The organism is Staphylococcus caseorum (assembly GCF_049943195.1).
In the GTDB taxonomy this organism is placed as follows: Bacteria; Bacillota; Bacilli; order Staphylococcales; family Staphylococcaceae; genus Staphylococcus; species Staphylococcus equorum_A.
Genome location: NZ_JBNFUA010000001.1, coordinates 270,219 through 285,179 on the forward strand (window position 1 = coordinate 270,219; position 14,961 = coordinate 285,179).

Sequence of the window (14,961 nt, forward strand, 5' to 3'; positions counted from 1 at the left end):
AAAGGAAATATAATGCCATAATTTAATACGATAACATGTGATGGAGGATTATTTTAATGGATAATGTGAGAGCAATATTTTTAGATATGGATGGTACGATTTTACATAAAGATAACCGAGTAGATACGGAAACAACTGAAGTGATTCAACAATTACGAAACCTTGGTTATAAAGTATTCTTAGCAACTGGTAGAGCACATGACGAAATTCATTATTTGGTGCCCGAAACTTTTGAAGTAGATGGCATTATAAGTTCGAATGGAACGTTAGGTGTAGTGGAAAAAGAGACTATTTTTAAACATAGTCTTTCATATAATACAGTAAGTGAAGTTATTAAACGTGCAAAACAAGAAGCAATATATTATGAAATTTTCCCATTTGGTAGTGACCGTGTCGTGCTTAAAGAAGACGAAGCATGGGCGAAGACATTATTTAAATCAGCAACACCACCAGGCAAAGTAGGAGAAAGTGAATGGACTTCTAGAAGAGAGTCTCTAAAAGGCAAAGTAGATTGGGAAGATGCTATTCCTGATACGTCATTTTCAAAAATTTATTTATTCTCACCTGATTATGAGAAAATTACTAATTTCCGTAACCAATTAATCGAGGATAAAACAGCATTACAAATCAGTGTATCAAATTCATCACGCTTTAATGCAGAGACTATGGCGTTTAATACAGACAAAGGTACAGGCATTAAAGAAATGATCGAACACTTTGGTATTAATCAGGAAGAAACTTTAGTTATTGGTGATAGTGATAATGATAGAGCGATGTTTGAATTTGGACATTATACTGTTGCTATGAGAAATGCGAGACCTGAAATTCAGGCTTTAGCAAAAGATGTAACATCTTTAACAAATGAAGAAAATGGTGCGGCAGCATATTTAAAAGAACATTTCATAAAATAATTAACATAAAACTGATAGGTTTTCCTGAAAAAGGTTATCTATCAGTTTTTTAATATGTTCAAGAACTTTATAATACATGATATAGATAGAGCACACATAATAGGGGTTTAAAACTCTGCGGATAAATAAGCGGTATGAATGTATCGAAATATAAAAATTGCCAATGTAGGCATTTAAAATGCTACATTGGCAATTCGTGTTTGTGAAATATATTATTTATCTGTTTTGTTAATTTGATCTTTTAAATCTGAAGTTTTATCTTTTGTAGTATCTTGAATATTATTACTTTTATCGTTTAAGTTATCTTTTGCATTTTCTTGGATATTATCACTTTTATCACTTAGATTAGACTTCGTTTTTTCAGTAGTATTATTTACACTGTTTTCTATTTTTGAATCGTTGTTTGATTGTTTTTTAGAGTTCTTTTTATCTTTTTTAATTTCAGCTTTATCTATACCTTCACCATTGCGGTTATAATATTGAATAATCGCTAAAATATTCATATAGTAAACGGCTAATCTTACGATAATTACGATAATAGATACAATGTAAATTAAAATCATTGCGATAGTTTGGGAAATACCACCTGTTGAAATTGAAATTAATTGACTCACAGGGTTAGCAAGGATAATTACGATTAAGTTTAATAGTAATATACCAAGGTAGAATTTAAACCATGTTTTCTTACCATTTTTAACGCCCTTGAATCCACGTTTAACAGCTGCCCAAGCACCAACACTAGGATCTTTAACAAATGCTACAGTAAAGTTAATAATTACAATAGCAAAGAACCAGTAAATAAATGATTGAATAAAGACAGTGATTGTTGCTGCAATAATTTGGAATGTTAGTGAAAGACCAAGTGCATGATCAGAACTACTTAATGGACCTTGTAGTGCTTGGAATAATTGCATAATTCCTAAATTAAGCACTTGAGATATGAGTAAATTGAGCGCGAATAAAATTAGAATAAATAATAAAGTGAATAAAGCTAATTTTAAACTTTTAAGATATTTACCTTTTTTAAAGACAGAGAATAAATCTTTTAATTTAACCTTGTCTTTATTTAATGCTTTGTCTATAGTGTATATAGTTCCAGCTATTAAAGGGTAACCAATGAATACAAAAATCAACAGTGGAATCAGAATTGTTAGTATCAACATAAATATTGAACCACCAATTGGTTGTTGCATTGCCATCGACATTGCGAATTTATAAATTGCGGGTTGAACGGGTATAAACGATAAAATTGTTAAAGCAAATAATATGATAAAACTTACAATTGAAAACAGTATTGTTTTAGCATTTTGGGGTTTTACATTTTGCAAAGCTAGTTTATGATATTTAAACAAATTTTAAGCACTCCTTTTTAGTGATAACAATACGATATCAAAAAAATGAAGATTTTAAAATTAATAGGTAACAAATTGGCTATAAAATGTTAGAATATCCTAATGAGAAAAAGTTGAAAGGAGATATCATCATGAAATTTGCAATTATTACTGATGTACATGGAAATTTTGATGCATTAGAAACCGTTTTGGATGATATTGATAGAAGAGAAGGAATCAATAAAATATTTAATCTAGGCGATAATATCGGAGTTGGGCATGAAACAAATAAAGTGCTTGATGAAATTTTCGATAGAGATGATATGGAAGTCATTGCAGGTAATCATGATGAAGCGGTTATGTCGATCGTAAATGATACTCCTTATCCAGAAGACTTAAAGGATAAATTCTATGAGCATCATCAATGGATTGAAAGTCATTTAGATGAAGACTATTATGAGAAATTGGATGAATTACCACGCGTAATTGAGAAGACTTTTAATAATAAAAAAGTGTTGTTTATTCATTACGAAATCGCCAATGAGAAATTAAATACACCTATTGATGGGCAACCTTATAGTCCAATTGTTGAGCCGAGTGAAGAAAACGTTAAAGCATTATTTGAAGACAAGGATGCTGATTTAATTGTTTTTGGACATAATCATACAGTACATTTTTATGACGACAAATCTACTGTGTACTTTAACCCTGGTTCTGTAGGACTTAATAATGGCCCTTATGCAGTTTATGGTATTATAACGATTGATGAAAATGAATGCTCATGTGAACGTGTTAAAGTTCCATATGATAATGAAGAATTTATAAGAGGATTTAGTGAAAAGCAAGTACCAGCAAAAGATTTAATTTTTGATAAGTTCATTTAAATTATCAACGGTCTATTAAAAAATATAAGGTTTCATAAATAAAAAAGTGATTTTCCAATCGTATTTGGAAAATCACTTTTTTTAAATATTATTTAATATGAAAATTTAATGTGAGTGTGAATGATCAGTTGTTTATTTTGAATAAATTGCAGAACATAAAATATTATTATCATGCAGATGATCAGTTGTTTCTAGTTGTATGGTCATATGTTGAATATTTAAGTGTTCTAATTTATGTTCTAATCTGTTTAAGAGCACTTCGCCTTCTTCAATAGTCATCGTATTTGGCACTACAGCATGACAACTTAAAGCATTCATTTCGTTTGAAATTGCCCAAATATGACAATCGTGGATATTTTTAATTTGTTCTTCTTCCGTAATCATAGAAAAGACTTGATTCAGATTAACATCACTTGGCGTACCTTCCATCAAGATATTGAGAGAAGACTTTGTGATGCCCCAGCTACTTCTAATAATCAGTACAGATACAATGATACTTGCAATAGGATCTGCGATTGTTAGGTTGAAACTCCATATAAGTACAGCAGCTATAATTGCACCAACTGACCCTAATAAATCTCCGAGTACATGGAGAAATGCGCCACGCATATTAATATTATGCGATGTGTCTCCGCCCTTAAACATTAAATAAGCGACTATAAGATTCACTATTAGTCCAGTAACACTAATTATAAACATTTCTGTGGATTGAACTTCTTGTGGATTAAAGAAACGACCAATAGCTTCAACAATAATAATAATTCCTATAACGAATAATGTGACTCCATTAAATAACGCAGCCAATATTTCAAATCTTTTATAACCAAATGTTTTATGACGATTAGCGTGTCTTTCAGCATAAATAAATGCAAGAAGCGCTACACCTAAAGAAATCGTATCACTAAACATGTGTAGACCATCGGAGAGTAATGCCAAACTATTAGAAACAAAGCCGCCAATAATCTCAACAATCATAAAGATTCCAATAATTAGAAAACTAATAAGTAATATTTTTTTGTTATTTGTGTGTACATGACCATGTGCATGATTGTGTCCATGGTGTTCAGATTCAGACATGTCAAACGCCACCTTTCCTTACTATTGATGTGTTGCGTGATGTATCGCTTGTTTTAATAGGGTAGTAACATGCGTATCATCTATGGCGTATATCATAGATTGACCATCACGATTTGCTTTCACTAAATGCGCTTGCTTCAGTACACGCAATTGATGAGAAACATTAGATTGGCTCATTTCTAATTTGTGAGCAATATGACCGACACTATTTTCGCCATGGGATAATAAGTGCATAATACGTAAACGATTGCCTTCACTTAATGCTTTGAAAATTTCAGTTACGTTATCAATTGTTTGAGAATCTAAGGATTCATTCATTATGTAACGCCTCCTTATATTAATATATGAACATTTATTCATATATTAATATAAGGAGGCGTTATTGTCAAAGTATAAATCGCTTTAGTTTTAAAATCCTACAGAAGTGGTAAACTTTTAAGTAGTAACTACCTTTAAGGAGGCAATAATTTATGAGTATATTAGTAATTGGAGCAAATGGTGGCGTTGGCCAACATCTAGTAAATCAATTAAAAGAACGTGGTGAAAGCTTTACAGCTGCTGTGAGAAAGCAAGAACAAGCAGACGCGTTAAAAGATAAAGGCATAGATGCAACTTTAATAGATGTAGAAACGGATGATATCAAAACATTGACTGAAAAGGTTAAAGGATTTGACAAAGTTGTCTTTTCTGTTGGATCCGGTGGTAACACAGGTGCAGATAAAACAATCAGTGTGGATTTAGATGGTGCAATTAAATCAATTAAAGCAAGTGAAGCCAACAACGTAAAACAATATGTGATGGTTTCAACTTATGATTCTAGAAGAGAGTCGTTCGAAGCAAGTGGAGGTTTAAAACCATATACAATTGCGAAGCACTATGCGGACGAATATCTTAAACAAGCAGATGTAGGTTATACAATTGTGCATCCAGGCGGTTTATTAGATGATGCAGCTACGAGTAAAATTGAAGTAGGTGCATTCTTTGAAGGTAGAGGATCAATTCCTCGTGAAGATGTAGCGTCAGTATTAACAGAAGTTTTGACTTCAGATGACTACTTAAATACTGAGTTCCAAATAGTTAGTGGCGATGAAGAAATTTCAAAAGCTTTATCAAATTTTAATAAATAATTATCAAAAATAGTACGGGTTTTAGAAGACCAATTTACATAAAAGTGTAAATTGGTTCTTTTTTTATTTGAAATATATAGCTTATAATATAAATATATAGCAAAAATTTGATACAATAATAGATATCGTTTGGAGGTAATTATGAAAATTTCAAACACGAAAATCTATGAACAAATCGCTGACATTATTTTAGAGAGTATAAAATCAGGGGAGTATCAAGTGGGTGATAAGCTACCTTCTATACAAAAACTTGGTCAACAGTATGGTGTAAGTGTTGCATCAGTGAGAGAGGCGTTAAATGCTTTAAGAACGATTGGCATTATAGAAATGAAACAAGGATATGGCACATTTATTAAGCAAATAGAACCTACCTTTTTTGAATTAGGTGATAAGTTCACGTCGTTAGATCAAATTACAGAACTTTTAGAGTTAAGAGAAATCGTAGAAAGCGCTACGGTAGAAAAAGCTGCCATACATCGCAATGAAGCAGATTTAGTAAGTTTAAAAAAAGCATTGGATGAAATGGGTGAAGCGGTAACGGATGGCACATCTGGTGAAAAAGCAGATTTACAATTTCATCTTTCGATTGCAAAGGCAGCAAAAAATTCATTGCTAGTTGAGCTACTAAATAACATTTCTGAATTAATGCAAGATTCAATGGAAGAAACAAGGAAGATATTTATTTATAGCAAACAAAAAACAATGAATAAATTACATGAAGAACATGTAATTATTTATAATGCAATCGTAGAACAAAATGCTACCAACGCAGTCAAAGCTATGGAATCTCACTTATTTGAAGTTAAAGAAACAATTTTAGCTAATTTTAAAGAGCAATAATATTTGATAAGTATCTGAGAGTGGGACAGAAATTTAATTTTTTAACCAGCTTTTGTTGTGTCAGTTTAGGTCGGCAAAGATGACTATAGATAAGAATACAAGAATTGAAATTTTTTAAATGCTTTAATATATGCATATTTTCAATTTAGTCAGCTATTGCCAATATAACAATGTGGCTGAGACATGTATTTATGTTTCAGTCTTATTGAAAAAGCGCCAATTTCAATTTAAAAAATGAAATGGTGCTTTTATTATTAATTAAGTTTATAGCACATGTTTTTCACTCTAGGTTGTTGAGCAATAATAAAAGCCCAAACTTCCGTAGTTTGGACTTTATCGCAAATTTTATATTTTTGAAAAAGTAATCAGCTTTTTCAAGTACATCATAACAATCTTTTAATAACCTTATATGTAAAACAGATAGAGTCCGTTTCCGTAACTCTATAGTAATTATAATATTTTTAGGTATATCATGGCAAGTATTTTTGTAAAAAATTTACAACAATACTATAAGTCTTCATTAATATGACTGAAAATGTAATTGAGTCAAACAAAATAATCTATTATGCTTTATAAAAAGTTGATATAATAACAAGTGATTTTAGTATCGTTGAACGCTGAATTAGTCGTTTATAACGCGCATCGTTATATGATACAATCTTTATAGTTCAAAAAAAAATACAAAACTATACATAAAAATTTCCGTTGAAAGTATTTTATATAGAAAGACTTAAAATTTAAATGAAGCAACTTAAGAATTTGGAGGTGTGATTCATGCCATTATTTTTAAAACCAATTTTCCATGAAAAAATATGGGGTGGCAATAGATTAAAAGAATTAGGATATGATCTACCAAGCGATTGTATTGGAGAAGCATGGGGGATATCAGCGCACCCAAATGGCAAATGTGAGATATTAAATGGACCCTACCAAGGTCAGACTTTAGACCAAGTATGGAATAACCATAGAGAATTGTTTGGTGATTTTCCAAGTAAGGAATTCCCGTTAATGACTAAAATTGTCGATGCTAAAGAAGCATTGTCAGTACATGTTCATCCAGATGATGCATATGCTTATGAAAAAGAGAATGGTCAATATGGAAAGTCTGAGTGTTGGTACATCATCGACGCTAAAGAAGATTCAGAAATTATCTATGGACTTTCTGCAGAGACGAAAGAGCTGGCCATAGATAAATTAAATGACGAAGCGTATAATGGATTATTTAATAAAGTTAAAGTTAAACCAGGAGAATTTTATTTTATTCCTGCAGGCACAATCCATTCCATAGGTGCAGGTATTCTTGTGTATGAAACGATGCAATCATCAGATGTAACGTATCGCGTGTATGATTTTGATCGTGAACATGACTCAGGTAATAAACGCGAACTTGACCAAGGAAAAGCTAAAGACGTCATTGAAATAGCCAATGAAAATATAAACATTTCTACAGATACTGAAATCATAGAAAATCACAAACGTACACAACTCGTATCTAACGATTTTTTCACAATTGTGAAATGGCAAATTTCAGGCACACTAAATTATATGAAACCAAGAGAGTTTGTTCTCGTATCAGTACTCAAAGGTGAAGGACAAGTGATTATTGATGGTGAAGTCTATGATTTAAATCACGGACAAAACTTTATTCTAACTTCAGACGACTTAGATACGATATTTGAAGGAGACTACGAACTAATAGTAAGCTACTTATAGAAAAAATGGAGTGTTTTGAAATGTATAAATTTTTGTATATCTCATTAGTTTGTGGAATGTTAGCAGGTGCAGGCATATTTTTAAAATTACCAATTTTTCCTTCTATGACATTTCCAGTAATTATAGGGGTAATTGGGATAATTTCAGCATTGATTACGATTCCTAATAAAGAGATAAGCGGATTATTAAAGCTTGGCGGGGTTATGATTAATATCATGCCGATTATGGCTGCGTTTGCAGTAGCGCAATAACCAGTAAGTTCAGTATCTTTACATTATTGTAGAAGATACTTTTTTTGTGTAGTTTTATGAAAAGTATAAACATTTTAAAATTATTTTGAAATATACTTTAAGAAGCATCTTATGATTAGTTGTTTTTGTGGCTGTGAAAATTTAGCTAAAAATATTTAAATAAACATTATAAAATATAATATTTGTTTTTCCAGTTTTATGTCAAAAGAAATATGCTAAAATGGAACTAAATTAGGAGGTGGCAAGTGTGCACAATGTGCGAGGTATCATGATGACCTTGGTAATTGCAATGGTTGCAACAATATTAGGAAGTGAATTTCCAGTCATTGGCGGTGCAATTTTTGCTATTATTATAGGAATTATTATCAATAATATAATTTTAATTCCCAAAAAATATGAAGCTGGTATTAAGTATAGTAGCAAAAAGATTTTGCATTACAGTATTATCGTGCTTGGTTTTACATTGAGCTTTCAATCTATTGGAGCAATTGGATGGAAATCTTTACCAATCATTATCATTACTTTACTTGCTGCTTTTATAACTGTGTTCTTGTTAATGAAGTTATTTAAAATTAATGAACATCTAAGTATTTTAATAGGGGTTGGAACAGCTATATGTGGTGGGTCAGCAATTGCTGCAACAAGTCCAGTAATTAAAGCGAAAGAAAGTGAAGTAGCATTCGCTATTTCAACGATATTTTTGTTCAATTTAATAGCAGTATTTATATTTCCACCATTAGGTCACGTATTAAATATGGGGCAAACTGCATTTGGATATTTTGGAGGTACAGCTATTAATGATACTTCAAGTGTGATTGCTGCAACTTCAAACTATGGCAATACGGCCTTAGAAACAGGCGCAGTTGTAAAGTTAACGCGTACGTTGATGATTATACCAGTGGTACTCTTTTTTACATATAGAACGATACGCAAAGAAAAAGCGAAACAAACTGATACATCTATCGCTAAAATATTTCCATGGTTTATTGTATGGTTTATCGTAGCATCTTTAATCAGTACTATTTTTAATTTTTCACCTACAGTGATACATGTATTCCAACAAATTTCATTGTTTTTAATTACAATGGCAATGGCTGGCATTGGATTAAGTGTTGATTTTAAACAATTTAAACAAGCAGGTATGAAACCAGTAATGCTTGGGCTAGTAACATGGATTGTCGTCATTATTTCAAGTTTAATTACGATGAAGTTGATAAACTTATTGTAATGTTTGTTCAGAAAGAATTTTTTGCATATAATAGGTAAGGTAGAATTTTTATATGAGATAAGGAGTATCTAAATGGCAGAGGAAACAAGTTATTTTTGGTTAAACTGCGGATATAATCGCTGGAACCATAATGAACTATTAGTAGGTCAAACGACATTATTTGAATCAGGTGCACAATTTAATCCTTCACAAGGTTTCCGATCATTTAAACAAGCTAAAGTAGGAGACCGTGTTATCTTTTATCAAGTACAGATGGATACTGGTTTATTAGGTTTTGGTGAAATTACAAGTGTACAAACAGGTGCTCAAAATAAAATTCGTGTTCATTTTCAATTACAAGAACAGCTTAAACCATTAACTGCGGATTATTTGAAAAGAAGCGAACAATTAGAATTTAGAATGAGAAATATGAAAGAAACTTTATTTAATCAAATGACACAAGATGAATTTGAGTTAATTGTTAGTTTAGGTAAAGGAGAAACCAAAATTCCTCGATACTTTTTTATATCTGAAGAACAAGAGTTTGAACCTGAATCATACAATACAATATATACGCACACATATAACGGGATTAAACGAAATGGTTATCATTTTTACACGCAACTTGAAATAGGTGATCAACTTATTTTTTATAATAAAAATAGAGATCAGTCCGTCATTGGTGTAGGAGAAGTCAGCAAGCATATACATGAAAAAGCACCTATACCTGGAAGAACAAACAGTACTGCAATTGAGGTCTATTTTGAAAAAGAAATTGACCCTGTCTCATTGGGTACGTTAAACAAACATCCTAAATTAAAAAATTTATATTATCTTCAAGAAAACGCAAAACAAGCTATTGCTAGCATGTCAAAAACACAATTCGATGCGTTTCGTGAAATAAGTGAAAATGATGGTATGAAATCACAATTTGAAACTGTTAAAAGTGGACAGATGATTGATGAACATACTGAAGATTTAAAGCCGTTTATCTTACTCGTAGTTGATAAAGGAGAAGGCTTAAAGGCAGCTGAAGATTTATTACAAAAAACGAACGCGAAACCAGTTATAACTTCTGGTCATCCTGACTTTTCCGAAGATATGTTGTATGGTAAATATTTGCCAAATGAAACAGGTGCACTGTACTATAGAGAAGGATTCATAACGAATCTTATGCCACGTACAGATAAAAGCTATCTTGTTATAGATAACTTTAATCGCATTGATCCAGATATCTTCCAAACATATATCAATGTGCTAGAAGGTTATGAAATAACATTACCACGCTATAATAGAGACGGTAGTATGGTTAAATGGTCTAGAAAAAAAGATTCATTTTATCATTTTAATCCAAATTGGCATATTGTGGGTATCACATATGATGACTTAAATGAAATTAAGCAAAAATATACTGAGCAATTTTTGAAATACACAAGAATCGTGAAAGTAAATCAAGATTAATCTATCTTTAACTCATAGTGTATTTAAAGTAAATAATATAACAAAAGCGATGGGCGTGCCCATAGCTTAAAATAGAAGCATCAATTCATTACGTTTGATTAATGGATTGGTGCTCTTTTAAAATTCTTGGAGTTTTTAAGTGTTAGTCCAATTTAGTTTAAAATGTCCACATCGGTTATAATTAGAGTATAAATGACAATCAAATTGGAGAACGAGTGATATAATGATTTAATTTTATAATTTTAGGATATAATAATAGTGTGGAGAAATCATATTCACTTATGAAGTGACAATAAAATATTTTACTGTTAGGGGTGAAGTATATGCCAATAATATATTATGATGCCAATTGTGTATATTGCTATAATTATGCAATTTGGTTAATACAAAATGGTTTATCAAGACGTTATCAATTTGCTGAATTACAAGGTGAAACAGCACAAAATTTATTTGAAAATTATCCTGAAACGAAACAATATGACAGTGTTATATTGCAAGAAGGGAATCATTTCGAATATAAATCTGATGCAATCACAACACTAATCACAACACTGACAAATTATAAATGGATCGGTATATTGCTACATTTGACGCCTAAACCACTTAGAGATTTAGGATATCAATTGTTTGCTGATAATAGAGATAAAATGTGGAAAACGCATTGGCATCAGCCTAATGCTTATGAGCAATCATTTTTTATTGATTGAATAGACGGAGGAAGCAAATATGGAGAACATTGTTGTAATAGGTAGTTCATCAATTGATTTAGTAGTGAAAACAGACGTGTTACCGCAAGCAGGTGAGACAGTTATGGGTAATTCATTTTTTACAACTACAGGTGGCAAAGGTGCTAATCAGGCTGTTGCAGCAGCACGTTTGAGTAATAAGGTCTACATGATAGGCGCTGTAGGTGATGATGATAATGGTAAACAGATTATTCAAAACTTAGAACAAAACAATGTAGATACAAGTTTTATGGACAAAATTGAAAATGAAACTTCTGGAACAGCGCATATTACACTGTTTGAAGATGATAATCGAATCATCGTTGTGCCTGCTGCTAATAATCATGTAACGCCTGAAAAAGTGTTGCCAAAACTCGAACACTTTGGTGCAGGAGATATTATTTTGATGCAACATGAAATACCAGAACAAACGATTAAAGAAGTGACAGACTATGCTGTGAAGCATGATATGAAAATAATATTAAACCCAGCACCATATCGTAATATTGATAAAGACATCATAGATAAAGTGACTTGGATTACGCCAAATGAATCAGAAAGTGAACTACTATTTGAAAACGGAGTAGATGAAGCACTGAAAGCATACCCGCGTAAGCTTATTGTAACTAAAGGCGCAGCAGGTGCTATGTTTTACAATGATTCTCAACAGCTTGTCAAAGGTTATAAAAAGAAAGTTGTTGATACTACAGGTGCTGGTGACACATTCAATGGTGCTTTAGCTGTTGCACTAATTGAAAATAAACCTTTAGAAGAAGCTGTTGATTTTGCTAATTTAGCAGGTAGTTTTTCTGTAACTGGATTAGGTGCTCAAGGTGCAATGCCATACAGAAAAGAACTAGATTAACCCCCATTAATTTGGGTATAATATAGTAAGGTTATGAAATGATGACCTAGATTAAAATAATTCTAATTTAGGTAGCGAAATCACTTTACAGATTGTAATTATTATTATATAATAATAAATGTAATCAAGAACTCGAGTAATCATTTTGTAATGATAATTAAACTTAAAGGAGAGGTTTTAGCATGACAAACAGTAATAAAGACGTAGTAAAAGTATTAAATGAACAAGTAGCAAACTGGACAGTAGCATTTACTAAATTACACAATTTTCATTGGTATGTAAAAGGACCTAATTTCTTCTCACTACACACTAAATTTGAAGAATTGTATGATGAAGCAAGTCAATATATCGATGACTTAGCTGAACGTATTTTAGCAGCAGGTGGAAATCCAGTTGCAACATTAAAAGAAAGTTTAGACCTTGCAATCATTGATGAAGCTGGTAAAGGCTATAAAGCTGAAGAAATGGTAGAAGAACTATCTAAAGACTTTGAAAATATTACAAAACAATTAGAAGAAGCAATTGAAGTGGCTTCAGCTGCTGAAGATGATGTAACAGAAGATATGTTCATCGGTATGAAAACAAATATAGACAAACATAACTGGATGTTAAAATCTTATTTAGGTAAATAAGAGAATTCAGTCACATATATGAATATTATATTTTGATTGAGCAATAGGCTAGTGTATAACTGGCCTATACTCAGATTAAAAGCAGTAATCTGTTGTCTTTAGTGGATTGCATAGTAGCTGTCTGTATTTGTATCCAGTCAGTATAATGAGAGCGGAAATAAGAAATCAAATTTTGATTTTTTTCGCTCTTTTTCTATTTAAAAAATCTGTACATTTATATAAAGGCTATGCATATAATTACTATCACAGTGAATCTATTTATTATCTATTCGAACTTTTTATGTCCCATAAATTTTTTCATTAAAAAACAGGTCCTCCAAAACAACGTATGTTTTGGAGGACCTGTTTTATTTAAATAATGATTTGAAATATCAATTACTCAGCCATTTCGAGTGCGACTTCCATCATTTGTGTGAAAGAATTTTGACGTTCTTCAGCTGTAGTTGCTTCATCGCGTAATATATGATCACTCACTGTAAATATACCTAACGCTTTTTTACCAGCGTAAGTTGCATTTAAATATAATGCAGCAGATTCCATTTCTATACCTAAGATGCCCATACGTTGCCATCTTTCATTAAACGTTGGATCAGCATTATAGAATGTATCAGATGATAATATGTTCCCTACATGTGTAGTTGCCCCAATTTCATCTGCTTTTTGTTTTGCTTTTAAAACTAAATCGAAATCAGCTAATGGTGCGTAATGACCTGGAATATTATATTGCTCTACATAACTAGAGTTTGTAGAAGCGCCTTGAGCAATAATTATATCGTAAAGGTTAACGTTTTCTTGTAATGCACCACAAGATCCAATACGGATAATTGTTTCAACATCAAAGAAATTATAAAGCTCATAAGAATAAATTCCAATACTAGGTACGCCCATGCCTGATCCCATTACTGATACTTCTTTCCCGTTATAAGTACCAGTATATCCAAACATATTTCTAACTTCGTTGAATTGTTCAACGTTTTCTAAATAGTTGTCAGCTATGTATTTTGCTCGAAGCGGATCTCCCGGCATTAATACTGTTTTTGCAATTTTAGTTCCATTGGGTTGAATATGAGGTGTAGATTTTGTCATAATCATCTTCTCCTTTATGTTCTTTTATCAATTTAAAGATAACATTTGTTTATTATTTTTGCGAATTTTTGTAATATAGCTAATAAGAGAGTGTTTATAAAGATATATATTCAATTTTGCTTTATAATAATAAGTGAAATGAATGTTTATTGTAAACAAAAATTAGGAGGATTTAATATGAATTATGCAAAATATATAGATCATACATTACTTAAACCGGAGTCGACTAGAACTCAAATCGACAAAATTATCGAGGAAGCTAGAGAATTCAATTTTAAATCAGTGTGTCTTAATCCTACACATGTAAAATATGCAGCTGAAAAACTTAAAGATACAGAAGTATTAGTTTGTACTGTAATAGGATTCCCTTTAGGGGCGTCTACTACAGAAACGAAAATGTTTGAAGTTGAAGACGCTGTGAAAAATGGTGCTTCAGAACTTGATATGGTTATCAATGTTGGTGCCCTAAAAGATGGACGTTATGAAGACGTACAAAAAGACATTGAAGGCGTTGTAGGTGCTGCGAATGGTAAAACAGTTAAAGTAATTATTGAAACATGTCTATTAACAGACGAAGAAAAAGTTAAAGCAAGTGAACTAAGTAAAGCAGCAGGCGCTAACTTCGTTAAAACGTCAACAGGCTTTGCTGGTGGCGGTGCAACGCCAGAAGACGTGAAATTAATGAAAGATACTGTTGGAGATGACTTAGAAGTGAAAGCTTCTGGTGGCGTGAGAAATCTTGAAGATTTCAACAAGATGCTTGAAGCTGGTGCAACACGTATTGGTGCGAGTGCAGGCGTTCAAATTATTCAAGGTTTAGAAAGCGATTCTGACTACTAGAATAGTTAGTA

The 14,961-nt window shown here is 31.6% G+C and carries 16 protein-coding genes; 12 read left to right on the forward strand and 4 right to left on the reverse strand.

Features of this window, described 5'->3' with window-relative positions; translation table 11 throughout:
* Window positions 1–56 precede the first annotated feature (56 nt).
* A complete protein-coding gene (locus ACP3TL_RS01400; RefSeq protein WP_069832524.1) occupies window positions 57–911 on the forward strand; it encodes an HAD family hydrolase in 855 nt (284 codons plus the stop codon).
* Between the two features lie 212 nt (window positions 912–1,123).
* Here ACP3TL_RS01400 and ACP3TL_RS01405 read toward each other — a convergent pair whose 3' ends face one another.
* Window positions 1,124–2,263, reverse strand: coding sequence for a hypothetical protein (locus ACP3TL_RS01405; RefSeq protein WP_046466174.1), 1,140 nt, complete (start codon window positions 2,261–2,263; stop codon window positions 1,124–1,126).
* Window positions 2,264–2,394: 131 nt separating this feature from the next.
* Here ACP3TL_RS01405 and ACP3TL_RS01410 point away from each other — a divergent pair, with 131 nt between their 5' ends.
* Window positions 2,395–3,126, forward strand: a complete 732-nt coding sequence (locus ACP3TL_RS01410; RefSeq protein WP_046466173.1) for a metallophosphoesterase family protein — start codon at window positions 2,395–2,397, stop codon at window positions 3,124–3,126.
* Between the two features lie 132 nt (window positions 3,127–3,258).
* Here ACP3TL_RS01410 and czrB read toward each other — a convergent pair whose 3' ends face one another.
* Window positions 3,259–4,203 (reverse strand): CDF family zinc efflux transporter CzrB, encoded by a 945-nt coding sequence (gene czrB / locus ACP3TL_RS01415; RefSeq protein ID WP_046466172.1) that lies wholly within the window; start codon window positions 4,201–4,203, stop codon window positions 3,259–3,261.
* A 21-nt stretch (window positions 4,204–4,224) separates the two neighbouring features.
* Window positions 4,225–4,521: an ArsR/SmtB family transcription factor gene (locus ACP3TL_RS01420; protein ID WP_046466171.1), complete on the reverse strand. Its 297-nt coding sequence runs from the start codon at window positions 4,519–4,521 to the stop codon at window positions 4,225–4,227.
* 152 nt (window positions 4,522–4,673) lie between these two features.
* Between ACP3TL_RS01420 and ACP3TL_RS01425 the strand changes: the two genes are divergently transcribed.
* The 9 genes from ACP3TL_RS01425 to ACP3TL_RS01465 all read left to right on the forward strand — a co-directional run bounded on the left by ACP3TL_RS01425 (window position 4,674) and on the right by ACP3TL_RS01465 (window position 13,024).
* On the forward strand, window positions 4,674–5,330 hold the full coding sequence (locus tag ACP3TL_RS01425; protein WP_046466170.1) for an SDR family oxidoreductase: 657 nt from the start codon (window positions 4,674–4,676) through the stop codon (window positions 5,328–5,330).
* Window positions 5,331–5,471: 141 nt separating this feature from the next.
* Window positions 5,472–6,170 carry a FadR/GntR family transcriptional regulator gene (locus tag ACP3TL_RS01430; protein WP_046466169.1) on the forward strand — a complete coding sequence of 233 codons (699 nt, stop codon included), beginning with the start codon at window positions 5,472–5,474 and terminating at the stop codon, window positions 6,168–6,170.
* A gap of 774 nt (window positions 6,171–6,944) precedes the next feature.
* The gene (locus ACP3TL_RS01435; RefSeq protein WP_046466168.1) at window positions 6,945–7,883 is read left to right on the forward strand and encodes a type I phosphomannose isomerase catalytic subunit; all 939 of its coding nucleotides are present in this window, start codon (window positions 6,945–6,947) and stop codon (window positions 7,881–7,883) included.
* Between the two features lie 20 nt (window positions 7,884–7,903).
* The gene (locus tag ACP3TL_RS01440; protein ID WP_046466167.1) at window positions 7,904–8,134 is read left to right on the forward strand and encodes a hypothetical protein; all 231 of its coding nucleotides are present in this window, start codon (window positions 7,904–7,906) and stop codon (window positions 8,132–8,134) included.
* Window positions 8,135–8,381: 247 nt separating this feature from the next.
* Entirely contained in the window at window positions 8,382–9,362 is a 981-nt protein-coding gene (locus ACP3TL_RS01445) for a YeiH family protein (RefSeq protein ID WP_141714427.1), read from the forward strand.
* A 72-nt stretch (window positions 9,363–9,434) separates the two neighbouring features.
* Window positions 9,435–10,802 (forward strand): EVE domain-containing protein, encoded by a 1,368-nt coding sequence (locus tag ACP3TL_RS01450; RefSeq protein ID WP_285326835.1) that lies wholly within the window; start codon window positions 9,435–9,437, stop codon window positions 10,800–10,802.
* A 323-nt stretch (window positions 10,803–11,125) separates the two neighbouring features.
* Window positions 11,126–11,509 carry a thiol-disulfide oxidoreductase DCC family protein gene (locus tag ACP3TL_RS01455; protein ID WP_046466165.1) on the forward strand — a complete coding sequence of 128 codons (384 nt, stop codon included), beginning with the start codon at window positions 11,126–11,128 and terminating at the stop codon, window positions 11,507–11,509.
* 19 nt (window positions 11,510–11,528) lie between these two features.
* Window positions 11,529–12,392, forward strand: coding sequence for a ribokinase (rbsK, locus tag ACP3TL_RS01460; protein ID WP_069817669.1), 864 nt, complete (start codon window positions 11,529–11,531; stop codon window positions 12,390–12,392).
* A gap of 182 nt (window positions 12,393–12,574) precedes the next feature.
* On the forward strand, window positions 12,575–13,024 hold the full coding sequence (locus ACP3TL_RS01465) for a Dps family protein (protein WP_046466163.1): 450 nt from the start codon (window positions 12,575–12,577) through the stop codon (window positions 13,022–13,024).
* 375 nt (window positions 13,025–13,399) lie between these two features.
* On the opposite strand, the gene deoD is transcribed toward ACP3TL_RS01465, so the two are convergent.
* Complete coding sequence (gene deoD / locus ACP3TL_RS01470) at window positions 13,400–14,110, reverse strand: purine-nucleoside phosphorylase (protein WP_002507045.1); 711 nt, start codon at window positions 14,108–14,110, stop codon at window positions 13,400–13,402.
* A gap of 177 nt (window positions 14,111–14,287) precedes the next feature.
* Between deoD and deoC the strand changes: the two genes are divergently transcribed.
* Window positions 14,288–14,950, forward strand: a complete 663-nt coding sequence (gene deoC, locus ACP3TL_RS01475; protein WP_046466162.1) for a deoxyribose-phosphate aldolase — start codon at window positions 14,288–14,290, stop codon at window positions 14,948–14,950.
* The last annotated feature ends 11 nt before the right edge of the window (window positions 14,951–14,961 follow it).

Excerpts from the sequence above, each read along its gene's own strand:
- ACP3TL_RS01400 (WP_069832524.1), top strand. The coding sequence starts at position 57 with ATGGATAATGTGAGAGCAATATTTTTAGATATGGATGGTACGATTTTA.
- ACP3TL_RS01410 (WP_046466173.1), top strand. The coding sequence starts at position 2,395 with ATGAAATTTGCAATTATTACTGATGTACATGGAAATTTTGATGCATTA.
- czrB (WP_046466172.1), bottom strand. The coding sequence starts at position 4,203 with ATGTCTGAATCTGAACACCATGGACACAATCATGCACATGGTCATGTA.
- ACP3TL_RS01420 (WP_046466171.1), bottom strand. The coding sequence starts at position 4,521 with ATGAATGAATCCTTAGATTCTCAAACAATTGATAACGTAACTGAAATT.
- ACP3TL_RS01425 (WP_046466170.1), top strand. The coding sequence starts at position 4,674 with ATGAGTATATTAGTAATTGGAGCAAATGGTGGCGTTGGCCAACATCTA.
- ACP3TL_RS01430 (WP_046466169.1), top strand. The coding sequence starts at position 5,472 with ATGAAAATTTCAAACACGAAAATCTATGAACAAATCGCTGACATTATT.
- ACP3TL_RS01435 (WP_046466168.1), top strand. The coding sequence starts at position 6,945 with ATGCCATTATTTTTAAAACCAATTTTCCATGAAAAAATATGGGGTGGC.
- ACP3TL_RS01440 (WP_046466167.1), top strand. The coding sequence starts at position 7,904 with ATGTATAAATTTTTGTATATCTCATTAGTTTGTGGAATGTTAGCAGGT.
- ACP3TL_RS01450 (WP_285326835.1), top strand. The coding sequence starts at position 9,435 with ATGGCAGAGGAAACAAGTTATTTTTGGTTAAACTGCGGATATAATCGC.
- ACP3TL_RS01455 (WP_046466165.1), top strand. The coding sequence starts at position 11,126 with ATGCCAATAATATATTATGATGCCAATTGTGTATATTGCTATAATTAT.
- rbsK (WP_069817669.1), top strand. The coding sequence starts at position 11,529 with ATGGAGAACATTGTTGTAATAGGTAGTTCATCAATTGATTTAGTAGTG.
- ACP3TL_RS01465 (WP_046466163.1), top strand. The coding sequence starts at position 12,575 with ATGACAAACAGTAATAAAGACGTAGTAAAAGTATTAAATGAACAAGTA.
- deoD (WP_002507045.1), bottom strand. The coding sequence starts at position 14,110 with ATGACAAAATCTACACCTCATATTCAACCCAATGGAACTAAAATTGCA.
- deoC (WP_046466162.1), top strand. The coding sequence starts at position 14,288 with ATGAATTATGCAAAATATATAGATCATACATTACTTAAACCGGAGTCG.